Source organism: Streptomyces sp. B8-7 (assembly GCF_058833805.1).
Window position 1 is genome coordinate 855,172 of record NZ_JBYRRL010000003.1, and the last position, 23,692, is coordinate 878,863.

Below are 23,692 nucleotides of genomic sequence, written 5' to 3' on the forward strand. Positions count from 1 at the left end.
GCCCGGCACGCCCGACCGCGCCGCGCCCCGCAGGGCGCACCCGGTGCCCCTCCCGCCAAGGCCCCGTACCGGGCACGTGTTCGACGTACCCGGCGGACGGGGCGGGCCCGCGCTGACAGCCGGATGTCAGCGCGGGCCCGCCCTGTCAGTGGGGTCCGGCCGCGTCGTACGCACGCTCTAGGGTGGTCGGCGACGTACGGCGGAGAGGAGCGGACCGTGACCGAGACGTCCCTGAGGAGTGCCTGGATCCGGCGCTTCCACCCGGCCCCGCACGCTCCCGTCCAGCTGGTCTGCTTCCCGTACGCCGGCAGTGCCGCCTCCGCCTACCACCCGCTGTCCCGCGCCCTGGCGCCCGACGTGCAGGTGCTGGCCGTCCAGTACCCCGGCCGCCAGGACCGCGCCGAGGAGCCGTGCATCGAGGACATCGGCGGCCTCGCCGACCGGGTGGCCGAGGAGCTGCCCGCCCGGTGCGACCGGCCGTTCGTCCTCTACGGGCACAGCATGGGGGCCGCGGTGGCCTTCGAGGTGGCCCTGCGTCTGCAGGAGCGCGGAACGCCGCCGCGGGGCCTGGTGGTGTCGGGACGCCGCGCGCCCTCGCTGCCCCGCGACCGGCGCATCCGGTTCGCCGACGACGCCGGACTGGTGGCGGAGCTCAAGCGGCTCAACGCCGACAACGACCAGGTGTCCCGGCTCCTCGCCGACGAGGCGCTGCTGCGGATGGTGCTGCCGACCATCCGCAGCGACTACCGCGCCATCGAGCGGTACCACAACCCGACGGCTCCGCCGCTGCCCTTCCCCGTCGTCGCGATGGGCGGGGACGCCGACCCCGTCGCGCCCGTCGCCGAGGTCGAGGCGTGGGCGCGGCACACGTCGGCGTCCTTCCGGATGCGGGTGTTCTCCGGCGGCCACTTCTTCATCGACGAGCACGCCGACGCGGTACGGGCGGAGATCCGCGAGCACATCGCCGCGGTCGCCGTGCGCTGAAGCCCGCCCGGCACGGCGGCCGGGACCGGCGGTCGTCGAGGGGGACACGGGTCCGGCCACGGCACGGCGGACGCACCGCGAGCACGTGAACCCGTGCAGGCCCACCACGGCAGGCGGCCCCGTCGGGGAAGCGGGGCCACCACGGCAGGCGGCCCCACCGCGCAAGCGGCTGCCACCGGTGAGACGAGCCGCCCGCGAGGAAAACGGCTGTCGCCGGAAGGGGGCCGGCTGTGACAATATGCGGCGTTCGTCCCCGGGCGTCGCGCGACGCGGCGCCCGCCTTCCCCCAGGAGCCCGCCCCGTGTCGTCCCCGCACCCTCCCCCTTCTCCCCCGGAAAGCCGCACACGGCCCTCCGCCTCCCGGAGGCCGGGCCGGACGACGGACGCCCCGGAACACACGGAACACACGGAGCGCACGGAGCGCACGGACCACGCCGTCCGTACGGACCGTACGGGCCTGCGCGCCGACTGCGCCGGCTGCTTCGGCCTGTGCTGTGTCGCGCTGCCGTTCGCCCGGTCCGCCGACTTCGCTGCGGACAAGCCGGCCGGGCGGCCGTGCGGGAACCTGGACGACGGATTCCGCTGCGGCGTCCACGCCCGTCTGCGGGAGGAGGGCTACCGGGGCTGCACCGTGTTCGACTGCTTCGGCGCCGGGCAGCAGGTGTCGCAGGTGACGTTCGGCGGAGTCGACTGGCGCCGGGCGCCCGCCACGGCGTCGCAGATGTTCGCCGTGTTCCCCGTCATGCGGCAGCTGCACGAGTTGCTCTGGTACGTCACCGAGGCGCTGGACCTGCCCGTGGCGCGGCCCGTGCACCCCGGGCTCCGTCGGGAGCTGGCCAGGCTGCGGGACCTCACCCGGGGCGACGCGGACGCGCTGCGGGAGCTGGACACCGACGCGCTGCGGGGCGAGGTGAACCTTCTGCTGGTGCGGGTCGGCGAACTGGTCCGCGGGCAGGTGCCCGGCCCCACCCGCCGGCACCGCGGGGCGGATCTCATGGGCGCCCGGCTGGCCGGCGCCGATCTGCGGGGAGCCTGTCTGCGGGGAGCCCTGCTGGTCGCCGCCGACCTGACCGGTGCCGACCTGCGCATGGCCGACCTGATCGGCGCGGACCTGCGCGACGCCGACCTCGGCGGGGCCGACCTCACCGGCAGCGTCTTCCTCACCCAGGCCCAGGTCAACGCGGCCCGCGGGAACGCGGCGACCCGGCTGCCCGGCGCACTGACCCGGCCCGCGCACTGGTGAGACACCGGCGAGGGAGCGGCGGGGCCGCGCGGGCGGGGGCGTCCGGTTCCGGTCGTGTAAGGCGCCGTCCGCGCGGTCGCAACCCGCAGTTGGCGCGGCAGGGAAAACCTGTCCGGATGTGACAGAGGTTCGCTTCTTTGCGGGACGGCTCGCCCGGCGCGTCCCCGTCCGCCAGGTCCTGTGCCTGCTCCCGGCCGCGCTGGTCGTCGTGATGGCGGTACGCCATCACGACGTGCTCGCCGACGGCTTCGGGCAGCTGGCGCACGCCCGGTGGCCGTGGCTCCTGGCGGCGGGCGGCGCCACCTGTCTGACCTGGGTCGCGGCGGCCGTCAGCCGGCAGGGCGCGGTCGTGGAACGGCTGCCCCGGCGGCGGCTGCTCGCCGCGCAGTTCGCCGCGGGTGCCGCCAACCACCTGCTGCCGACCGGGCTGGGCGCAGGCGCCGTCAACCTGCGGTTCCTGACCGTGTGCGGGCTGCCGCTGGCCCGTTCCTCGGCCGCGCTCGCGCTGTTCCTTCTCGCGGAGAGCGTGGCCCGGGTCGGGCTGCTCGCGATCCTGCTGCTGGCGTTCCCGCACGCGCTGCGGCTGGGCGGCCTGCTGCCCGAGGGGGCCGGGGGGCCGCTGCTCACGGTGCTGGGTGCCGGCGGACTGCTCGCGCCGGCGGTGGTGCTGCTGGTACCCCGGCTGCGGCGGGCCGTCCGCACGTTCCTGCGTACCGCGCTGGGCGAGGCCCGTTCGGTGCACACCCGGCCGGCGCGGGCGTTCGCCCTGTGGGGCGGCTCGCTCGCCTTCCCCGCCCTCCAGGCCGGGGGGCTCGTCGCGGTGGGCGTGGCACTGAAGCTGCCGGTGCCGCCCGCGCACATGGTCGTCGCCTATCTGGCGGCCACGGTCGCCGTGGCCCTGGTGCCCACCCCGGGCGGACTCGGTTCGGTGGAGGCCGCGCTGGTCCTCGCGCTGGTGGCAGCGGGCGGCCCGGCCGCCGTCGCCACGGCGGTCGTGCTGGCGTACCGCATCATCACCGTGTGGGTGCCGCTGGTGCCCGGGGCCCTGACACTGGGCGCGCTGGTGCGGCTGAAGGTCATCTGAGGTCCGGGCGGTCCGGGCGGTACGGCGGTACGGGCGGTACGGCGGTACGGCGGTACGGGCGGTACGGCGGTACGGCGGTACGGGCGGTACGGCGGTACGGCGGTACGGCGGTACGGGCGGTACGGCGGTACGGCGGTCCCCCGTGGAACACTCCCCCTGCGGTGCCGGGGCGGCGCTTCGGCGGTCCGCCGCCCGGCGGCGATCCGCCCTCCGTCCGACGCCCCGCGCCGCTCACTGCTCCCGAGCCGAAGGGAAACGCCCATGCCGGTCCGAGTCGAACGCCGGGGTCCCGTCACCACGGTCGTCCTCTCCCGCCCCGAGGTGCGCAACGCGGTGGACGGCCCGACCGCCGCGGAACTCGCGGCGGCCTTCCGCGGGTTCGAGGCCGACCGGCAGGCCCGGGTGGCGGTGCTGTGGGGCGAGGGCGGCACGTTCTGTGCCGGTGCGGACCTCAAGGCACTCGGCACCGAGCGCGCCAACCGGGTCACCGAGGACGGCGACGGGCCGATGGGACCGACCCGGATGGCACTGTCGAAGCCGGTGATCGCAGCCGTGGCGGGACATGCCGTGGCCGGCGGGCTCGAACTGGCCCTCTGGTGCGATCTGCGGGTCGCCGAGGAGGACGCCGTCTTCGGGGTGTTCTGCCGTCGCTGGGGCGTGCCGCTGATCGACGGCGGCACGGTACGGCTGCCGCGGCTGATCGGCACCGGCCGCGCCATGGACCTCATCCTCACCGGACGCCCGGTCCCGGCCGGGGAGGCCCACGACATCGGCCTGGTGAACCGCGTCGTGCCCGGCGGCGGCGCCCGCACCCACGCCGAAGCGCTGGCCGCGGAGATCGCCCGCTTCCCGCAGGCCTGTCTGCGCTCGGACCGGGCGTCCGTCCTGGACCAGCAGGGGCTGGACGAGGCGGCGGCCCTGCGGGGCGAGCTGCGGCACGGCTCCGGAGTGCTGGCGGAGAGCCTGCAGGGCGCGGCGCGCTTCGCCGCGGGCGCGGGCCGGCACGGGGCGTTCGACGGGCCCTGACCGCCGCGGCCGCACCGGCGGCACCGGCGGCAGCAGCGGACCCGGCCGCCGGTACGGCCGGGTCCGGCGCCTCGGACCGTCCGCACCCCGCCGGGCCGGACACTCCCGGACGGCGTTCGGCGCACCGCGCCCGCAACCGGGCGACGGCGCACGGTCGGGCGGCGCCGGGCGCACACGGCTGCCGGCTCACGCCGTACGCCGTCGCGGCCCCCACCGAGGACCGGTCCGGACCCGACGGTGCCGCGGCGTCCCCGGGCAGCCTGCAACGGGGGGGGCTTCCGCTCCGGGTCCGAAGCCGGGTCGGTACACCGGTCCGGGCCCGGGCGGGAGTCCGGACCCGGGCACCGCTCCGGGTCCGGGTCCGAGTGCCGGTACCGGTGCCGCTGCCGCTGCCGGCGGGACGTGTGCGCGAACCGGCCCCGCGGATACGGCAGGATGAGCGCTCGCGCCGGTCCGCGGCATGCCGTCCGGCCCGCGCACGCGCACATCCCGAGACGAGCAGGTGATCAGGTGACGACACTTCACATCCGGCCGTCGGCGGCCCGTTCCGCCGCAGAACGCGCCTCCGGAGGCGACCGATGACACGCGCGCTGGTCCTGGACGACTGCATCGTCGCCGGTATCGCCCTCGCCGCGGGCCTGCTGGCGGCGTTCGTGCTGCGCGTCGTGGTGCGCTGGCTGGGCCGGCAGGCGGACCGTACCCGCTGGGGCGGCGACGACGTCATCGTGGACGGTCTGCGCACCGTGCTGCCGTGGGCGGCGGTGCTGGGCGGTGCGGCCGCCGCGGGGGCCGTGCTGCCGCTCACCCGGACGGTGCAGCGGCATGTGAACCAGGTGCTGACCGTGCTGCTGATCGTCGCGGTGACGGTGGCGGCGGCCCGGGTGGTCGGCGGGCTGGTGCGCATGGTGACCCAGTCCCGGTCGGGGGTCGCGGGCTCGGCCACGATCTTCGTGAACATCACCCGGGTCGTCGTGCTGGCGCTCGGCTTCCTGGTGATGCTCCAGACGCTGGGCATATCGATCGCCCCGATGCTCACCGCGCTCGGCGTCGGCGGCCTGGCCGTGGCGCTGGCGCTGCAGGACACCCTCGCCAACCTCTTCGCGGGCATCCACATCCTCGCCTCCAGGACCGTGCAGCCGGGCGACTACATCCGGCTCAGCAGCGGCGAGGAGGGCTATGTCACGGACATCAACTGGCGCCAGACCACCATCCGTTCGCTGGCGAACAACCTCGTCATCATCCCCAACGGCCGTCTGGCGGGGACCAACATGACGAACTACAACCACCCCGAGCAGGAGCTGACGGTCCTGGTGCAGGCGGGCGTCGGCTACGACAGCGACCTGGAGCACGTGGAGCGGGTGACGGTCGAGGTCGTCGCCGAGGTGATGCGGGAGATCACGGGCGCGCTGCCCGAGCACGAACCCGCCGTGCGGTTCCACACCTTCGGCGACTCGCGGATCGGGTTCACGGTGATCCTGGGCGTCGGGGAGTTCAGCGACCAGTACCGGATCAAACACGAGTTCATCAAGCGGCTGCACCACCGGTACCGGATGGAGGGCATCCGTGTCCCGGCGCCGACCCGGGCGGTGTCGCTGGAGCCGGGCGGGGTGGTCATCCCGCAGCAGCGCGCGGGCGCGGCCGAGCCGGGCGAGGTGTCCCGGCTGGGCTGAGGGCGGCTCACAGGGTCGCCGAGTTGTCGCGGCCGTGCCCGCCCCCGCGCAGGTGCGGGACGGCGAACGGCCCGCCCACGGGTGCGACCCGCCAGTCCGGGTGACCGGGCATCCGCGGCGTCCTGGTGCCGTGCAGCCAGTCCCGCAGGAAGCCGGACTGGTCCTCGCCGGAGACCTGCGAGGCGACGGCGGCGTAGTCCTCGGTGGACGCGGTCCGGTGGCGGAAGCGCCGCAGGAAGGCGCGTTCGACGGCGTCGAAGGCCGCCTCGCCGATCCTTCGGCGCAGCGCGTACAGGACCAGGGCCCCGCCGAGGTAGCGCTGGCTGTCGAAGAGGTTCGCCGCGTCCGGTTCCGCGACCGGGCCCGACGCGGCACGCCACTGGTCGCCGCGGGCGTAGGTGTCCCTCATCCGGGCCTCCATCGTGGTGAGGCCGAGGGAGTCGGGCCAGCCGCGCTCGTAGCGGTACAGCAGCCCGTAGTAGTCGGCGTGGCCCTCGTTGAGCCAGAGGTCGGCCCAGGTGGCGGGGGTGACGCTGTTGCCGAACCAGGAGTGGGCCAGTTCGTGCACCATGTGCGCGGCGATCTCCCGCTCCGGGCGCAGCAGGAAGTCCGGCCGGTAGAGGGTGAGGGTCTGGGTCTCCAGCCCTGTGAAGCCGAACGCGTCCGGCACGTCGGTGTTGCAGGGCAGCAGGCCGTACGTCTCGAAGGGGTAGGCCCCGAGCCGCTCCTCCAGCCACGCCAGCAGGCCCGGGGTGAGCGACAGCGCGGGTTCCAGGGCGTCGGCACGGGCGGCCGGGACCACGTCCCGCAGGGGCAGGCCGTGCGGGCCGGGCCGCTCCCTGACCAGGTAGTCGCCGACGGTGATCTGCACCAGTTCGGTGGCGATCGGCTCGCGGGACCGGTAGGAGTACGCCGTCCGGCCGCCGCCGAGGTCCACGGCGGACACCAGCCGGCCGCTCGCCACGCCGCGCAGCGCCGCGGGGACGGTGATCCGCACCGTGAGGTCCGCCTTGTCCGACGGGTGGTCGTTGCAGGGGAAGACGGTGTGCGCCGTGTCCGGCTGGGGGCACACCGCGAAGCCGTCCGGGGTGGGCACCCAGGCGGTGCGCGGCAGGGCGCGACGCGGGTCGGCCGAGTAGGCCACCCGGACGTCGGCGGTCTCCCCCTCGCCCAGGGGCCGGGCCGGGGTGATCCGCAGCTTCTCCCCGGCCTGCCCGAAGGCCGCCGCGGCCCCCGAGACGGTCACCGCGCCGATGTCCAGACCGAGCGCGTCCAGGGAGAGCCGGCTCAGCGCCTGCGTGGTGGTGATCGTCAGTGCGGCGGTCCCGTCGACGCGCCGGGTGGTGGCGTCGTACGCGAGGTCGAGGTCGTAGGCCGAGACACGGTAGCCGCCGTTGCCCAGGCCCGCGAAGACGGGATCGCCCAGGGTCTCCGGGCCGGGGGCGCTCGCGGGGCGGGCGCGGGCCGGGGGCGCGGCCGCGGCGACGGCGGCCGCACCGAGGAGGGCGGCCGGGGCGGTGAGTCGGGTGCGATATCTCATGGCCCGCTTTCGTCGTGTCGTGGCCGTCTTCCGACCGCCGTGGCCGTCTTCGGCGCCTTCGGCGGCCTTCCGCGCTCCATGGCTGCTCTCCACCTGCTGTCGGATGCCGGACTGCTCGCGTCGACCGGTCCCGGACCACCCCGGACCACCCGGGACCACCCGGGACCACCCGGAACGGCCCGGAACGGCCCGGGACCGTCCGCGGGCCGCCCTCGGGCCGCCCTCGGACCGCTCCCGCTCTCGCGGGGGCGGGCGGCCGGTTCCGGCCGCCGGAGGACGACCCGGCGCTGGCCCCACTGGTGATCGTCGCGCATGACCGCGCGGAGCGCCCGTCCGGTCGCGCGGGGCCGTCCCGCTCCGTGGCCGGGTTCGGCCGGACCCCTGTCGAGACGGGGCCGCGCACGAGATATCTTGATATCGAGCAATGTTGCAGACGTGGAGCGGAGCACCGGTGACTGACTCGACCATCATCTACACGCACACTGACGAGGCCCCGGCCCTGGCGACGTATTCCTTCCTGCCGGTGGTCCAGGCGTACGCCTCGCAGGCGGGTGTCTCTGTGGAGACCCGGGACATCTCGCTGGCCGGGCGCATCATCGCGGTGTTCCCGGAGTACCTGAGCGAGGACCAGCGCATCCCGGACGCGCTGACCGAGCTGGGCGAGCTGGCCAGGACACCCTCGGCCAACATCATCAAGCTGCCGAACATCTCGGCGTCCATCCCGCAGCTCAAGACGGCCGTCGCCGAGCTCCAGGGCCAGGGCTACGCGCTGCCGGACTACCCGGACGACCCGAAGACCGACGAGCAGCGGGAGATCAAGGCCCGCTACGACAAGGTCAAGGGCTCGGCGGTGAACCCGGTCCTGCGCGAGGGCAACTCCGACCGGCGCGCCCCCGCCTCGGTGAAGAACTACGCCAAGAACCACCCGCACCGCATGGGCGCCTGGACCTCCGAGTCCCGGACGAACGTGGCGACGATGGGCGAGCACGACTTCCGCTCGACGGAGAAGTCCGCGGTGGTCGCCGAGGACGGCGCGCTCCGCATCGAGCTGGTCGCCGAGGACGGCACCACCACCGTGCTGCGCGAGTCGGTGCCGGTCCTCGCCGGTGAGGTCGTGGACGCCTCCGTGATGCGGGTCGCGCACCTGCGCGAGTTCCTCACCGCGCAGATCGCCCGCGCGAAGGCGGAGGGCGTGCTGTTCTCCGTCCACCTGAAGGCGACCATGATGAAGGTCTCCGACCCGATCATCTTCGGCCACGTGGTACGCGCCTTCTTCCCGCGCACCTTCGAACGGTACGGTGCGACACTGGCCGCGGCCGGCCTGTCCCCGAACGACGGACTCGGCGGCATCCTCAGGGGCCTGGACAAGCTGGCCGAGGGCGCCGAGATCAAGGCCTCCTTCGAGGCCGAGCTCGCCGAGGGCCCGGCCCTGGCGATGGTCGACTCCGACAAGGGCATCACCAACCTGCACGTGCCCTCCGACGTCATCGTCGACGCCTCGATGCCCGCCATGATCCGCACCTCCGGCCACATGTGGGGCCCGGACGGCGAGGAGGCCGACACCCTCGCGGTGCTGCCCGACTCCTCCTACGCGGGCGTCTACCAGGCCGTGGTCGAGGACTGCCGCGCCCATGGCGCCTACGACCCGGCCACCATGGGCTCGGTGCCGAACGTGGGCCTGATGGCGCAGAAGGCGGAGGAGTACGGCTCCCACGACAAGACCTTCGAGATCCCGGCCGCGGGCACCGTCCGCCTCGTCGACCGGGCCGGGCAGGTCCTGATCGAGCAGCCGGTCGCCGCGGGCGACATCTTCCGCGCCTGCCAGACGAAGGACGCTCCGATCAGGGACTGGGTGAAGCTGGCCGTCACCCGGGCCCGCGCCACCGGCGACCCGGCCGTGTTCTGGCTGGACGAGACCCGCGCCCACGACGCCGCCCTGATCGCCAAGGTCGACACCTATCTGCGGGAGCACGACACCGAGGGCCTGGACATCCGCGTCCTGGACCCGGTCGCGGCCACCAGGCTGTCGGTGGAGCGCATCCGCCGCGGCGAGAACACCATCTCGGTGACCGGCAACGTGCTGCGCGACTACCTCACCGACCTCTTCCCGATCCTGGAGCTGGGCACCAGCGCCAAGATGCTGTCGGTCGTCCCGCTGATGGCGGGCGGCGGCCTGTTCGAGACGGGAGCGGGCGGCTCGGCGCCCAAGCACGTCCAGCAGCTGGTCAAGGAGAACTACCTGCGCTGGGACTCGCTGGGCGAGTTCTTCGCGCTGGTGCCGTCCCTGGAGCAGTACGCCGAGGCCACGGGCAACACCCGTGCCAAGGTCCTGGCCGACACCCTCGACCGCGCCACGGCGACGTTCCTCAACGAGGACAAGTCCCCGACCCGCCGCGTCGGCGGCATCGACAACCGCGGCAGCCACTTCTACCTGTCCCTGTACTGGGCGCAGGAGCTGGCCGCGCAGACCGACGACGCGGACCTGGCGAAGGCGTTCGGCCCGCTCGCCGAGTCGCTCGCGGCGAGCGAGCAGAAGATCGTCGAGGAGCTGATCGCCGCCCAGGGCCGGCCCGCCGACATCGGCGGCTACTACCAGCCCGACCCGGCCAAGGCCGCCGCCGTGATGCGCCCCTCCGCCACCTGGAACGAGGCGCTGGCGTCCCTGAGCTGACGCTCCCGGACACCACCCGGTCACTCCCGGTTCCGCCCCGGCAGGCCCGCCGCCTGCCGGGGCGGACCCGTACCCGCGCGGACCCGTACCCGCGCGGACCCGTACCCGCGCGGGGCCGCACAGGAAGGACCCGACGCGGAGGGGCTGGGTTCCCGGGCCGGCCCGGGAAACGGCTGCGTCCCGGCCGGGCTGTGTGGCATCGTGATCATGTGCCAGGCCCGACCGCGTCCGATTCCGCCCCCGCCCTCACCCGGGGAGCCGGCCGATGACCTCCGCCGGACCGTCCCCCGCCGTGCCGTCCCCTGCCGGACCCCCCGGTGCCGGACCGTCCTCCGCCCGGCCGTCCTTCGCCGTCGAGCCCGGTGCCGCCGACTCGCCCGTGATCCTGCACGTGCCGCACTCGTCGCGGGAGATCCCGCCGGACGTGCGGGCCGGGATCGTGCTGGACGACGCCTCGCTCGCGCGGGAGCTCGACCACATCACGGACGCGCACACGGCGGAGATCGCCGCGGAGGGCGCCCGACGGGCGGCGCTGACGCCCTGGCGGTTCGTGAACCGCCTGTCGCGGCTGGTCGTCGACCCGGAGCGGTTCCCCGACGAGCGCGAGGAGATGCGCGCCGTCGGCATGGGGGCGGTGTACACACGGACCACCCACCGGGAGGTGCTCCGCGCGGGCGACGGCACCCCCGGTCCACTGCTCGACCGGTACTTCCGGCCCTACGCGGGCGCCATGACCGCCGCCGTCGCCGGCCGGCTGGCCGCGACGGGCCGGGCCGTGATCGTCGACGTCCACTCCTACCCGGCCCGGGCCCTGCCCTACGAGCTGCACGCAAGCGGGCCGCGGCCGCCGGTGTGCCTGGGCACCGACCCGTTCCACACGCCGCCGGAGCTGCTCGCGGCGGCGGCGGAGGCGTTCGCACCGGTCGGGGAGACCGGCCTGGACAGCCCGTTCGCGGGCACGTACGTACCGCTGGAGTTCCACGGACGCGACCCGCGGGTCTCCGCGCTGATGGTGGAGATCCGGCGCGACACCTACATGAGTGAGCCGGGCGGGCCGGCCGGCCCCGGTCTGGTCCGGCTCGCCGCCGCCCTGGCCCGCCTGGTGGACGCCGTACCGAGGTGACCGCACGGACCGTCCTCGCGGCCCGGCGGCCCGGCGGCCCGCACCGGCCGGTGGGACCGGACGCCCGGCCAGCCGCCTGGAGCACCACCGCGCGACAGGCGGCGCAGGGGCGGCGAGGGTGAGGTCATGACCGAGGAGACCACCACGCTGACCGGGCAGGCGCCGCCGCCCGTGCGCGACTGGCCCGCGCTGGACATGACCGGTACGGACTTCGATCCGGTGCTGGCCCGGCTGATGCGCGAGGGCCCGCTGACCCGTATCCGACTGCCGCACGGCGAGGGCTGGGCGTGGCTGGCCACGCGCTACGACGACGTACGGCAGATCACCAACGACCCGCGCTTCGGACGCGCGGAGGTGACCCGGCGTCAGGTGACCCGGATGGCCCCGCACTTCAAGCCGCGGCCGGGCTCACTGGCGTTCGCCGACCAGCCCGACCACAACCGGCTGCGCAGGGCGGTCGCGGGCGCGTTCACGGTGGGCGCGGCGAAGCGGCTCCGGCCGAGGGCTCAGGAGCTGCTCGACGAGCTGGTGGACGGTGTCGTCCGGGACGGCCCTCCCGCCGACCTGATCGAGCAGGTGCTGGAGCCGTTCCCGATCGCCGTCGTCAGCGAGGTGATGGGCGTGCCGGCGGCCGACCGCGAGCGGGTGCACACCTGGACCCGGCAGATCATCTCCACCGCCGGCGGTGCCGAGGCCGCCGAGCTGGCCAAGCAGGGGCTGTACGGGTGGATCACCGAGACCGTACGGGCCCGTGCGGACGGTGCCGGAGACGACGTGTACGCGCTGCTGGGCCGGGCGGTCGCCCGGGGCGAGGTGCGCGAGGAGGAGGCGGTCGGCCTGGCCGGGCCGCTCCAGATCGGCGGCGAGGCCGTCACCCACAACTGCGGCCAGATGCTGTTCCTGCTGCTCACGCGGCGCGACCTGCTGCGCCGGATGCGCGAGGAGCCGCAGGACCGCGGCCGGGTCCTGGACGAGCTGCTGCGGTTCGTGCCGCACCGCAGCAGCGTCGGCCTGGCGCGGATCGCGCTGGAGGACGTCGAGGTGGCCGGGCAGCTCATCGCCGCCGGGGAGCCGGTGTACGTGTCCTACCTCGCGGCCAACCGCGACCCCCGGGTGTTCCCCGACCCCGACCTGATCGACCCCGGCCGGGAGCCGAACGCGCACCTGGCCTTCGGCAACGGCCCGCACTTCTGCACGGGTGCGGTACTGGCCCGCATGCAGACCGAACTCCTCCTGGACACGCTGCTGGACCGGCTGCCGGGGCTGCGGCTCGCGGTCCCGGCCGAGGACGTGCCCTGGCGGACCAGGACGATGATCAGGGGGCCGCGCAGCCTGCCGTGCACCTGGTGACCGCGGCGCACCGGCTCCGCGGCCGGCCTCGCCGACGGGACCAGGCGCCCGCCGTACGAGCCCGGCGGGCGGTGCTGCCGGACCCGTACCGCGACACCGCCGCCGGGAGGGCCCCGGACGGGCGGGGCCGCCGCGCGCCGGTGCCGCTCAGGCCCGCAGCCACTCCGTGACCACGACCTGCCCGCCGGCCCGCAGCCGCAGGGCGAACGGCCCGGAGGGCGGCACCTCGCTGCTGAAGCGCCCCAGTTCGTCCGCCGCGAGCGTGCCGGGAGCGGCCGGGTGGGGGCCGCCCAGCACCTCGATGCCGGCCGGCTGGGGCGGCAGCACCTGCCCCATCAGGCCGTCCCCGGTGACCTCGACGTCCACGGTCAGGTCCCCCGCCCGGAAGGTCAGCATCCGCGGCGGGTCGGTCACTCCCCGGACCGGGATGGCGTCGACCAGCGAGTCGAAGGTGAGCTCGGCGATCCGGGCGTCGAGGTCGTGCAGGGCGAACGCCTCGACGGCGATCCGCCGCAGCTCTGCGGGAACCGGGTCGAGAACGGCCGCGGCGCGGCGCAGCTCCTCCTCCAGCAGGGCGGTGTCGTAGGAGTCGTCGGATGCATCGGACACATCGGATGCATCAGGTGCATCGGGTGCATCGGCTTCGTGGGAGCCGGCGGCGCGGACGGCGTCGGCGCGGTGGCCGGAGAGGCCGCCGGCCGGCACGTCGCGGCCGGCGCGGCTCACGCCGCTGTCCCGGTCGTCCCGGCCGTCCCGGCTGTCGCGGCCGGCGTTGTCGGCGTTGTCGGTGTGACCGCCGTGCTTGGCGTGGTCGTCGTGGTCGTCGTTCACAGCGCTCCCCGTGCGTCGATTCGGGCGCGCAGCCGCCGCAGGCAGCGCTGGCGCAGCGGTCCGATGCTGCCCACGGCGATCCCCAGGGCCGCGGACACCTCCTGGTACGTGGGCGGCGGCGAGGCCATGAGCACGCGCAGCAGTTCCCGGCAGCGGTCGCCGAGGGCCTCGAACTCCTGCCACATGCGGCGGATCCGCTCGGTCTCGGCGGCCGCCTCCTCGGAGTCGAGCACGGACTGCTCGGGGGTGCGGTCCTCGCTGACCCGGTCCAGCAGGTGCGGGTCGTCGGTGGGGGTCAGCCGCTTGTGGCTCTTGATGACCTTCAGGCTCTCGTGCCGCGCCGTGCTGGCCAGCCAGGAGCCGGCCTTCGCGGGTTCCCGCAGCCGCCCCAGATGCTGGGTGAAGCGGAACCACACGGTCTGGTACACCTCGTGCGCGTCGGCGTCCGACAGCCGGTGGGCGCGCACCACCGACCACACCAGCGGGCTCATGCCCTCCACCAACGCTTTCCAGGCCGCCGCGTCGCCGTCGGCGGCGGACTGGACGAGCGTGCCGACATCTGCTCGGTCCACGGCCCCACCCCTCGTGTACGGCCTGTCATGGTACGCCGTGGTGGGGCATGCTCCGGTCCACATCTGGTCCTCGTCGGGTTCTCTTCCGGCCGTGGTCCGAACGGCCTCGGGCCGTGCTCCCGCTCCGGCCGGCCTCGCCCGGTCCGCGGGTCCGGGGCCGCCCGTTCCGGCACGGTCTGCGAACGGGGCCCGTCCCCCACGCCGTTCACGAGGTGGCCGTGACCGGAACCGGGCGCCAGCCGGCCGGCCGCAGTGCGGGCACGTGTGCGCCCCGGACCTCGGCGAACCCGGTGTTCTCCGCGAGGAGCCGGAGCCGGGCGGCGCGCGGGTCCGGCTCCTGGCCGGCGGTCATCAGGGCGGCGATCATCGCGGCGGCGACCGGGGTGGCGAACGAGGTGCCGCTCCAGCTCGCGCACCCTTCGAACATCACCTGGTCGGGTTTGCCCGCGTTCTCGCTCCGGCTCTCCGACAGCACTCCGGTGTGACTGGGTGCCTGGCATGTGCAGGCGTAGGTGAAGCCGTAGCGGCAGGCGTCGTAGGTGGAGTGCTGGTAGACGTACGGCACCGGTGTGCCGAAGCCGGTGAAGGCGCTGACCAGCCGCTCGCCGGGGGCGTACGCCCGCACCCAGGAACCGTGGTTGGAGAAGCAGGCGCCGTGTTCGCCGTCGCCGCGCAGCGCTCCGACGGACAGCACGGCGTCCTCGTACTCGGGCAGTCCGGCGTAGGCGGCGGGCCAGAAGGGTGTGGCGCTGGCGTTGTTGCCGGCGGCGGCGACCAGCAGGGTGCGCTGTGCGCGCAGTTCGCGCATGAAGTTCTCGATGCCGAGGAGTCCGTCGGTGCGGCCGTTGGAGGTGCCGGCGGACAGCGAGAGGATGTCGGGCCAGCCGCCCCGGTCGACGGCCTCGAAGAGTCTCTCCCCGAACTCCGACTCCAGCACGGCGCCCGCGTCGGTCAGCGCGTTGCTCACGGTGATCTCGGTGTTGGGGGCGACGGCGGCGACGAGCCCGGCGATGAACGTGCCGTGGCCGACGTACTGCTGCAGGACGCCGTCGTCGTCCATCTCCCTGAGCTGGGCGTCGCCGTCGGTGTGCGCGAGGGGCGGGTAGGAGCGGTAGTCGTGCATCAGGCCGGTGTCGACGACCAGTACGCCGACGGCGGTCGCGGCGTCGTACGGGGTGCCGTCCAGGCCGGGGTTGGGGGTGTCGGTGGGTGCGACGGGCGCGGGCTCGTCGCCGGGGCAGGCGTTGACCGCGATGGACACGACATGGTTGCGGCTCACCAGCCGGCGTCCGGCACGGCCCTCGGTCTGCCGCAGCGCGCGCAGGGCCGCGGCGACGTCGCGGTCGGCGCCGAGGATGCCCTGCCCGGGGTCGCCGACCTGGATGCGGGTGATGCCGGAGCGGTTGGTCTGCGGCCCGGCCCGCCGTACCGTGTCGGCGGTCAGCGAGGGCGCCTCGGTGAAGTGGGCGCGCACGGTGTCCTCGACCAGCCGGGCCTCCTCGCCGTCGCGGGCGAGGACGACGCCCTTCTCGTAGATGAACTCGGCGGAGTCGTCCGGTCCCATGGCCAGGGGGACGTCCGGCAGCGAGCGTTGGATCTGGTCGAACTGCTCGTGGAAGCGCTGTGGTGCCATGGCGGATCCTCCCGGTGGGGCATCGGTCGTCAAAGAGAGCCGCGGGGCCGTTGCCTGATACAGACCCCGGCCCGTGTGACACGGTTCCACGGGCCACTACCATCCGTGGGGTGACGGCGGGAAGCGACTCGGTGCTGGAACTGCTGCCGATGGTGTTCGCCGCCCCGAAGGAGGCTCTGGCGCGGGCTCGGGGCGTGCTGGAGTCCGACGCGCCGCCGCTGCACGCCTCGGTCGCCCACCAGGTGATCGGCATCTGGCAGCGGGACTTCGGTGACATGCGGCTCGCCCTGCACCATCTGCGCCGGGCGCGGGACTGCGCGGCGCGCGCCGACTCGGCGGAGCGGGAGGCGGACGTGCTGGGCACCCTCGGGGTGGCCCTGGTGCATGCCGGGCGCACCCGGCAGGGGCTCGCCGCCTTCGAGCGGGGCATGCGGCGCGGCAGCGGGCACACCCGGGCACGGGTGCTGTACCGGCGGGCGTACGCCTGGTGGGTGCTGGGGCATCACCGGCAGGCGCTGGAGGACGTACGGCGGGCGGTGCCGGTGCTGCGGCAGGCCGATGACGTGATCTGGACGGCGCGGGCGCTGACGCTGCGGGCCACGGTGCACCTGGCGCAGGGGTCGGTGGACCGGGCGGAGGCCGACTTCTCGGCGGCGGAGGCGCTGTGGGACACCACCGGCCAGGAGCACGACAAGGCCGACGCGGTGGAGAGCCGGGGGCTCGCGGCGTTCCGCGCCGGGGACATCCCGGCGGCGCTGCGGCTGCTGGACGAGGCGGAGGGGCGCTATGCGGCGCTGGGCACGCCGACGTTCATGCTGGACATCCGTCGCTGCGAGGTGCTGATGGCGGCGGGGCTGGCGCCGGAGGCGCTGGCCGAGGCGGACGCGGCGATCGCCGCGCTGGACGGGATCGGCGGGCAGTCCACCCGCAAGGCGGAGCTGTTGCTGACGGCGGCCCGTGCGGCCCGGCTGGCGGGCGACGCGCACACCTCGACGGCGCGTGCGGCGCTGGCGGTGCGGCTGTTCGCCGGGCAGCGGCGGGTGTGGTGGGAGACGCACGCCCGGCTGGTGCTGATCGAGGCGCGGGTGGCGGCGGGGCGGCGTGCGGGGCGGCTGGTCGCGGACGCCGCCGCGGTCGCCGAGCGGCTGGAGTCGTTCGGGGCGCCGGCCGCGCCGGAGGCGTCGCTGCTGGCGGGCCGGATCGCGCTGGCGCTGGGCTGGCAGGCCGACGCCGAGCGGCATCTGGCGGTCGCCGCGCGCAGCCGGCACGGCGGTCCGCCGCTGGCCCGGATCACCGGCTGGGCGGCGCAGGCGCTGCGCGCGGAGGCGGCCGGGTCGGGGCGCGGGGTCCTGGAGGCGTGCCGGCGGGGCCTGGCGGTCCTGGACGACCACCGGACGACACTGGGCGCCTCGGAGTTGCGGGCCCGCGCCACCGAACAGGGCGCGGAGCTGGCGGCGTTGGCGCAGCGGGCCTCGCTGGCGGCGGGCGGGCCGCGGAGGCTGCTGGAGTGGAGCGAGCGCTGGCGGGCGACGGCCCTGTCGGCGCCGCCGACCCGGCCGCCGGCCGACCCGGCGCTGCAGCGGGAGCTGACCGCGTTCCGGGAGATCGCCGCCCGCGCGGAGGAGGCGCGCCGCGAGGGGCGGCCGGTGCCGGCGCTGGAGCGTGAACAGCGGCGCCTGGAACGGGACATCCGGTCGCGGACGCTGCGCATGCGGGGCGGCCGGTCCGGTGACGGGGGCCGTTTCGACGCGGGCCGGCTGCTGTCGGCCCTCGGGGAGACCCGGCTGGTGGAGCTGGCGGTGGTCGACGGCCGGGTGCATGTGCTGCTGTGCGGGGACGGGCGGGTGCGCCGCTTCGAGGCCGGGCAGCTCGCGCAGGCGGAGACCGAGGCGGAGCATGTGCAGGCGGCGCTGCGGCGGTTGGCGCATCCCGGTGCGGAGGCGCGGCTGCCGCTGGTGGAGGCGATGGGGCGGCGGCTGGAGGAGCTGCTGCTGGGCCCGGCCGCCGGCCGGCTGGGGGGTGGCCCGGTCGTGGTGGTGCCGCCGGGGCGGTTGCACCGGGTGCCGTGGGCGCTGCTGCCGTCGCTGCGGGAGCGGGTGCTGAGCGTGTCGCCGTCGGCGGGCAGCTGGCTGCGGGCGCGGGAGACGGCGCCGCCGCCGGGGGGCCGCCATGTGCTGGTGCGCGGGCCGGGCTTGGCGACGGGTGGTGCGGAGGTGCCGGAACTCGCCGGGCGCTACGGGGCGCCCACGGTCCTGGAGGAGGACGAGGCGAGGGCGCCGCGCGTGCTGGCGGAGCTGGACGGGGCGGCCCTCGCGCACATCGCGGCGCACGGCGCGTTCCGCGCCGACAGCCCGCTGTTCTCGTCGCTGCGGATGGCCGACGGCCCGATCGTGGTGCACGACTTCGAGCGGCTGGCGCGCAGCCCGTACCGGATCATCCTGTCCTGCTGCGACACCGCGCGGTTCGCTTCCGTCGGTGCGGACGAACTGCTCGGTCTGGTCACGGCGTTGCTGCCCCTGGGCACGGCGGGCGTGGTGGCGTGCACCGCTCCGGTGAACGACGAGGCGGTGGTGCCGCTGATGCTGGCGCTGCACAAGGGGCTGGCCGCCGGGCTCTGCCTGGGCGAGGCCCTGCGCGACGCCCGCGCCGCCGTCCCGGACGATGCCGTGCACCAGGCGACGGGGTGGGCGTTCACGGCGTTCGGCGCGGCGTGAGCGCGGTTCTGCCGCGGGGCGGGGAGTGGCCGGGGGCTGGTGAGGCCCCCGGCCGGCCCGTCACACCTCTCCTACCGGGGTGCCTTCTGTCGCAGCCGGTTCGCCGGCCTTCGCGGCAATGGGCTCGATGTTCCCGGATCCACCTGATCGGTCTCCCTCGGTTCATGCCCTCTGTGGGGCGGTGGGTTGAAGGGAGACCGGCACTTCGGCGCAGCGAGCGACTCCATTGTGCCCGTCCCGTCGGCGTCTTGTGCGGCATCCTCGCCGGCTTGCCCCGTACCGGAGATCACCCGTGTTTCAGGCCGGCTCGGGATCCTGCGGGGTCACCAGGCAGGGCAGGGCCCGGCGGTCGCCGCCGAGGCGGGTGTAGGCGCTGTGGAGGTGGTTGCCGACGGTCCGCACGGACAGGGTGAGGCGTTCGGCGATCTGCCGGTTGCTGAGTCCGGCGGCCGCCAGGGTGACGATCTGGCGCTGGCGGGCGGTGAGTTCGCCGAGCACCAGACCGGTGAGGGCGGGGGTGCGGGCGCCCTGGCAGCGGCGGGCCAGGGCGGCGGCGCGGGTCCGTGAGGTGCGGGCGGCGAGCGGGTCGCGGTGTGCGCGCACGGCCTGGGCGTGCGCCTCGGCGGCGAACAGCAGGAAGCCGCGCTCGGTGAACGCCTCGGCCACCCGGTCCAGGGCCGGTCCGTCGGCGCGTGCCAGCGCCCGCGCGTGCTGCGCGAACACGCCGTCCCGGGGCAGCCGTCCGACCGCGCGTTCGGGCGCGCCCAGGCGTACGGCGTCGTAGGGGCTGTCGTCGCCGAGAGCGGCGAGCGCGCCGTCCAGGTCACCTCGGGCGGCGGCGCGCCAGGCTGCCGCGGGCCGCGGGTCCGCCGGGCGGGTGCCGTGCGGACGGGCGGTGCACCGCGGGCGGGTGCCCTCGGGGGCGTGGGCGGGCCGCGCGGCCCGCAGCCGTCCGGCGGCGGCCTGGCCGGCGCCGTCGCGCCGCGCTCCGGGCCCGTTCCGGAGACCGTCCGGGTGCGGAGGGCGGGCGGAGGCCACGTCTGTCTCCGGGTCCGTCTCCCGGTCCGTCTCCGGACCCGTCTCCGCGTCCGCAGCCGGGTCCGCAGCCGCTGCCGGGTCCGTCTCGCCGACGGCGCCGGACTGAGCTGTGCTCAGGGCGAGTTCGAGGCGGCAGGGGCCGTCTCCGGGGGTGTGCCGCAGGCCCGCGCGGGCCCATGCCGCGGCGTCGCGCAGCTCGCCGCGCAGACGCGCGTACCCGGCTCGTACGGCGGCGTAGGCGGCGGGCACCGGTTCTCCCGCCTCGGTCAGCCGGTCCCCCACGGGCGTCGGCGTCTGCCGTACGTCGGCCCGGTCGATGCGCTGACGCAGTGCGGCGGCCTCCGAGGCGAGCGCGTGGCCGACGTCCTCGTGGGCGCGGGCGAGCCGTGCGGCCCGCAGCCGGCCGGCGGCGGCCCGCAGGGCGGGGCCGTGCAGGGGGTGGGCGAGCCGGACGGTGTGCCCGTCCCGGCCGGGTGTGCCGACGTGGATCAGCCCGTCGGCCTCCAGGCGTTCGAGGACGGCGAGATCGCAGCTGCCGGAGTCGAGCGGCAGGGGTTCGGCGAGGGCGAGCCGGTCGAGGGTCTCGCGCTCGGCGGCTCCGGTGCGGTGCAGCACGGCCGCGGCGTGCTCGCGCACGGCGGGGGTGAGCGGCGGCGGCCCGTCCCAGGTGTGTTCCCCGGTGTCGGGGTCGGGGAGGAGCGAGCCCTGGGCGCGGACCGCGCCGAGCAGCTCGCGCAGGAGCCTGAGGTCGCCGTGCGCGAGACGGTGCAGCCGGTGCGCGGTGAGCGGTGCGACGGGGCCGCCCGTGCCGGCCGCGAGGAGCACCGCGGTCTCGTCCCGGGGCAGCGGCTCCAGGGCGAGGCGGGGCAGGAGTTCGCCCGCCCACAGGCGTCGTACGGCGTCGGGGGCGGGGGCGTCGTCGGCGGCCAGCACGATCAGCCGGGTCGGGGCGTGCGCGGCGAGACGGTGGACGAGCGCGGCGGAGGCGTCGTCCAGGAGGTGGGCGTCGTCCACGACCAGCAGCCGTGTCCCGGAGAGCAGACGCGCGGCGCGGTGCAGGGTGACGGACTCGGGCAGCAGGTGGGCGAACGCGGCGAAGGGGATGTCCCGGGCGTCCGGGGTACCGGCGGCCCGGACGCAGCCGGTGCCCCGGACGGCCTCTTCCGCCAGGCGCGTCTTGCCGCAGCCGGCCGGTCCGGTGACGACGACGCCCGGCCGTCCCGCGGCCACCGACCGCCGGACCAGCTCCAGTTCCTGCTCCCGGCCGGTGAACGGCCAGGGCCGCTCCAGGGTCCGGGAGCCCGGCCCGGACGGCACTCCTCCGGGGGGCGCCGGTGCGTCACGGGGCGCCGGTGCGGACGGGCCGCCCCCGGACGGCGCGTCGCCGGAGGACACGGCCCCGGAGAACACGGCCCCGGAGGACACGGTTCCGCCGGGGTCCGGGTCCCTCATGGTGGTGCCGCGTGCTGTCCCGGGTGTCGTCCCGGCCGGGCGCGGCGCCGCCCCCGGGCGGGGCACCACGGTCCCGGAACACGGCACGACGGTGTCGAAAGGTGTCACGACAACAGGAGTCCGCCTGCTCACCTCTGATACAGCCCGACTTGAGTAGACCCCGACTCAGGCGCGGCCAGGCGCCCGGACGGCAGGCTTGTCCCATGACCGGACGCTACTGCGCGCTCACGCAGGCGTCGGCCCCCGTGCACGCGCCGGGGCTGACAGCCGAGCGGCTCGGCGCGCTCGTCGCAGGCCGGTCGATGTGGGTGAACGGCACCGTCCTGCACTACCACTTCTTCGACGGCGACTCCGACGGCTCCGTCATCCACGTGCCCGGCTCCGGCCGGACGCGACGGGTGTCCTGGGCCGGTTCCCAGGACCAGCGGGACGTGGTCCGCGCCTGCTTCGCCGAGTGGCGCGACCTCGGGACAGGGCTGTCCTTCACCGAGGTCGGGGAGCGTTCGGAGGCGGAGCTGCGGATCGGGTTCCAGTGCGGCGGCGGGTCGTGGTCCGCGGTGGGCAAGGACGCCCTGAGGGTGGGCATCCACGAGCGCACCATGAACTTCGGCTGGGACCTGACGGCGCCGGACGGGCACGGCACGGCGCTGCACGAGATCGGGCACGCGCTGGGGATGCGGCACGAGCACCAGAACCCGCACGCGGCGATCCACTGGGACGACGAGGCGGTCTGCGCGGAGCTGGCCGGCCCGCCGAACCACTGGAGCCGGGACACCACGTACGCCAACGTCCTGGACAAGCTGAGCCCGGCCGAGGCCGGCGGATCCGTCTGGGACCCGCAGTCGATCATGCACTTCGCGTTCCCGCCGGGTCTGATCCTGGAGCCGGAGGAGTTCCGCGGCGGTCTCACCCCGCCGGGGACGCTGTCGCCGCGGGACAAGGAGTTCGTGCTCCGCTGGTATCCGCCGCCCGGCCCGGAGCGGCCGCCGCAGCTGGTGCCCTTCCGGTCCGCCCCGCTGCGCCTCGGGCCGGGCGAGCAGGCCGACTTCACCGTCGAACCGGCCGAGACACGCGAGTACACGGTCGCCGTGTTCGGCGAGTGCGACACGGTCGCCGTGCTGTTCGAGGAGCGCGACGGCGAACCCCGCTACCTCGCCGCCGACGACGACGGCGGCACCTCGCGCACCGCCAGGATCGCGGCCCGGCTGGTCCGGGGCCGCCGCTATGTCCTCCGTGTACGCCTGTACTCCAGCCGGGGTCCGGGCGAGACGGCGGTCATGTGCTGGTGACGGCACCGCCGTCCGGCACGCCGCCGCACACGGGGCAACGGACCACAAGTCCGGCACCGGGGGGCAGCCGGGGTCCGTCTCCTTCGGGGGAGGGAGACGGACCCCGGCCGCACGCCCGGCCCAAGACGCCCTGCAGGCCGACGTCCGCGGTCCCCCGCCCGGCGCGCCCGGCCGGCTCCCCGCAGTCCGTCAGCAACCCCACTACTCCGGTTACACCGCTCGATTGACCCGCGCCGGTGACCGGCCTCGCCTACAGGGTCGCCGTTCCGGCCGCACCGATGGCTGATGCGTCGGCTTCGTGTCGGTGAGAGTACGTCAGTCGCGGTCGGGTGAAAAGGCCTGTTCTTGGAGGTTCGCGTCGCCAGGCCGGAGACAAGGGCATGGCGCGGCGCGACCGCTCGCTTCACGGGACCAGTGCGATGTGGGGGTGGGACGGGTCGGCCGGACAGGCCTGGAGCTGGAGGTTGTTGCCGCCGGAGATGTCGATCAGGGTGAAGTTACCGTCCCGGGCGCCCAGGGGAGGCGGGCCCGGGTTAGTCCGGTCATCCTTGGCGATCCAGGACTTGGTGACGCTGTCCCATTCCGAGGACGCGATGGTGAGCAGCGGGACCGTCTCCGCGCCGCACTCGGCGCAGAAGCCATCGCCGGGATCGGTGACGTCCCAGTTGGTCCAGCCACCGGTCTTCCAGCCGGGAGCAGTGGAGAGGTTGCCCAGGTAGAGCTCGCCCAGATCGTCCGTGTACATGCTGTACCGCGCGGGGTCGATTGTCTCCCACCGGCTCACGTCGTCCAACTGCTCCCGAAGCTCGTCGTCCAGATCCCTGGGACTGGGATATTCCGTGACCTGCTCCGGTGAGAACAGACACGGCTCCGGGAGGTAGTAGCTGCTCTGGACGATGGGCGGCTCGGGCGGTGTGCCGAAGACGTCAGTGACGGTGGTGGAGGAGCGCCAGAAGAGGGCGGTCCTGGGGTGGGCGTGTTCCGCGTGATCGAAGGGGCACCATAGGACCTGGAGGAGGTCTGCGCCGGACGGGCACGCGAAGGGGACGTCGCGACCGTAGAGTTGGGCGACGGGCAGAAGAGGGATGGGGCCGTCGAACCACGGGCGTCCCGCCTTGAGCCGTTCCAAGGCCTCCAGTTCCTCAGGGGTCCACTGGGCGGCCTCGGGATCGAGATGCAGCCGCTCGGCCGATGCGGCGTGGATGCGGCGTTGGAGCCGGATGTCGTCCGGTGAGTGGACCACCCGGGCCGCTCGGCTGTCGTGCGGCTCGTCGCAGTACGGCCACGGTTCGTCGGCGGGCCACAGGAGCGGCCCGCCGACCGAGCTGTCGTGCAAGGTTGGCGACCCCGGCCGCGGGTGCAACCGGGTCGCCGAGCGCGCCAACGGGGCCAGCTGAGGGAAGAGCGCGGTGACGTCGAACGGCCGCGGTGGGGTGGTGAAACTCATGCCGACTCCCGTGGGTGTGCAGTGG

16 protein-coding genes are annotated in these 23,692 nt (G+C 75.2%); 10 read left to right on the forward strand and 6 right to left on the reverse strand.

All coding sequences use genetic code 11. The features are described 5' to 3' along the window. Window positions 1-216: 216 nt before the first annotated feature. The 5 genes from AC5K6T_RS18860 (at window position 217) to AC5K6T_RS18880 (ending at window position 6,007) form a co-directional block, all read left to right on the forward strand. Entirely contained in the window at window positions 217-984 is a 768-nt protein-coding gene (locus AC5K6T_RS18860) for a thioesterase II family protein (RefSeq protein WP_493210501.1), read from the forward strand. A gap of 457 nt (window positions 985-1,441) precedes the next feature. Further along, complete coding sequence (locus tag AC5K6T_RS18865) at window positions 1,442-2,227, forward strand: pentapeptide repeat-containing protein (RefSeq protein ID WP_493210861.1); 786 nt, start codon at window positions 1,442-1,444, stop codon at window positions 2,225-2,227. Between the two features lie 211 nt (window positions 2,228-2,438). Continuing rightward, entirely contained in the window at window positions 2,439-3,311 is an 873-nt protein-coding gene (locus AC5K6T_RS18870) for a lysylphosphatidylglycerol synthase transmembrane domain-containing protein (protein WP_493210862.1), read from the forward strand. A 261-nt stretch (window positions 3,312-3,572) separates the two neighbouring features. Then, on the forward strand, window positions 3,573-4,337 hold the full coding sequence (locus AC5K6T_RS18875) for a crotonase/enoyl-CoA hydratase family protein (RefSeq protein ID WP_493210503.1): 765 nt from the start codon (window positions 3,573-3,575) through the stop codon (window positions 4,335-4,337). A 578-nt stretch (window positions 4,338-4,915) separates the two neighbouring features. Then, window positions 4,916-6,007 (forward strand): mechanosensitive ion channel family protein, encoded by a 1,092-nt coding sequence (locus AC5K6T_RS18880; protein WP_493210505.1) that lies wholly within the window; start codon window positions 4,916-4,918, stop codon window positions 6,005-6,007. A gap of 7 nt (window positions 6,008-6,014) precedes the next feature. Here the strand turns inward: AC5K6T_RS18880 and AC5K6T_RS18885 are convergent, their stop codons facing one another. Continuing rightward, complete coding sequence (locus AC5K6T_RS18885) at window positions 6,015-7,547, reverse strand: M1 family metallopeptidase (protein ID WP_493210507.1); 1,533 nt, start codon at window positions 7,545-7,547, stop codon at window positions 6,015-6,017. 451 nt (window positions 7,548-7,998) lie between these two features. Here AC5K6T_RS18885 and AC5K6T_RS18890 point away from each other — a divergent pair, with 451 nt between their 5' ends. The 3 genes from AC5K6T_RS18890 to AC5K6T_RS18900 all read left to right on the forward strand — a co-directional run bounded on the left by AC5K6T_RS18890 (window position 7,999) and on the right by AC5K6T_RS18900 (window position 12,691). After that, window positions 7,999-10,218, forward strand: a complete 2,220-nt coding sequence (locus tag AC5K6T_RS18890; RefSeq protein ID WP_493210508.1) for an NADP-dependent isocitrate dehydrogenase — start codon at window positions 7,999-8,001, stop codon at window positions 10,216-10,218. Window positions 10,219-10,483: 265 nt separating this feature from the next. Further along, window positions 10,484-11,341 (forward strand): N-formylglutamate amidohydrolase, encoded by an 858-nt coding sequence (locus AC5K6T_RS18895; protein ID WP_493210510.1) that lies wholly within the window; start codon window positions 10,484-10,486, stop codon window positions 11,339-11,341. A 126-nt stretch (window positions 11,342-11,467) separates the two neighbouring features. Beyond that, complete coding sequence (locus tag AC5K6T_RS18900) at window positions 11,468-12,691, forward strand: cytochrome P450 (RefSeq protein ID WP_493210512.1); 1,224 nt, start codon at window positions 11,468-11,470, stop codon at window positions 12,689-12,691. A 147-nt stretch (window positions 12,692-12,838) separates the two neighbouring features. Here the strand turns inward: AC5K6T_RS18900 and AC5K6T_RS18905 are convergent, their stop codons facing one another. The 3 genes from AC5K6T_RS18905 to AC5K6T_RS18915 form a co-directional block, all read right to left on the reverse strand. Then, the gene (locus AC5K6T_RS18905) at window positions 12,839-13,300 is read right to left on the reverse strand and encodes a hypothetical protein (RefSeq protein ID WP_493210864.1); all 462 of its coding nucleotides are present in this window, start codon (window positions 13,298-13,300) and stop codon (window positions 12,839-12,841) included. A 218-nt stretch (window positions 13,301-13,518) separates the two neighbouring features. Further along, the gene (locus AC5K6T_RS18910; RefSeq protein WP_493210513.1) at window positions 13,519-14,157 is read right to left on the reverse strand and encodes an RNA polymerase sigma factor; all 639 of its coding nucleotides are present in this window, start codon (window positions 14,155-14,157) and stop codon (window positions 13,519-13,521) included. A gap of 142 nt (window positions 14,158-14,299) precedes the next feature. Next, the gene (locus AC5K6T_RS18915) at window positions 14,300-15,727 is read right to left on the reverse strand and encodes a S8/S53 family peptidase (RefSeq protein WP_493210515.1); all 1,428 of its coding nucleotides are present in this window, start codon (window positions 15,725-15,727) and stop codon (window positions 14,300-14,302) included. A gap of 149 nt (window positions 15,728-15,876) precedes the next feature. Between AC5K6T_RS18915 and AC5K6T_RS18920 the strand changes: the two genes are divergently transcribed. Further along, entirely contained in the window at window positions 15,877-18,441 is a 2,565-nt protein-coding gene (locus AC5K6T_RS18920) for a CHAT domain-containing protein (RefSeq protein WP_493210866.1), read from the forward strand. Window positions 18,442-18,738: 297 nt separating this feature from the next. Here the strand turns inward: AC5K6T_RS18920 and AC5K6T_RS18925 are convergent, their stop codons facing one another. After that, window positions 18,739-20,796: a LuxR C-terminal-related transcriptional regulator gene (locus AC5K6T_RS18925; protein WP_493210516.1), complete on the reverse strand. Its 2,058-nt coding sequence runs from the start codon at window positions 20,794-20,796 to the stop codon at window positions 18,739-18,741. A gap of 338 nt (window positions 20,797-21,134) precedes the next feature. Between AC5K6T_RS18925 and absR1 the strand changes: the two genes are divergently transcribed. Continuing rightward, on the forward strand, window positions 21,135-22,220 hold the full coding sequence (absR1, locus tag AC5K6T_RS18930) for a beta-glucuronidase AbsR1 (protein ID WP_493210517.1): 1,086 nt from the start codon (window positions 21,135-21,137) through the stop codon (window positions 22,218-22,220). Window positions 22,221-22,623: 403 nt separating this feature from the next. Here absR1 and AC5K6T_RS18935 read toward each other — a convergent pair whose 3' ends face one another. Beyond that, the gene (locus AC5K6T_RS18935; protein WP_493210518.1) at window positions 22,624-23,667 is read right to left on the reverse strand and encodes a hypothetical protein; all 1,044 of its coding nucleotides are present in this window, start codon (window positions 23,665-23,667) and stop codon (window positions 22,624-22,626) included. Window positions 23,668-23,692: the final 25 nt, after the last annotated feature.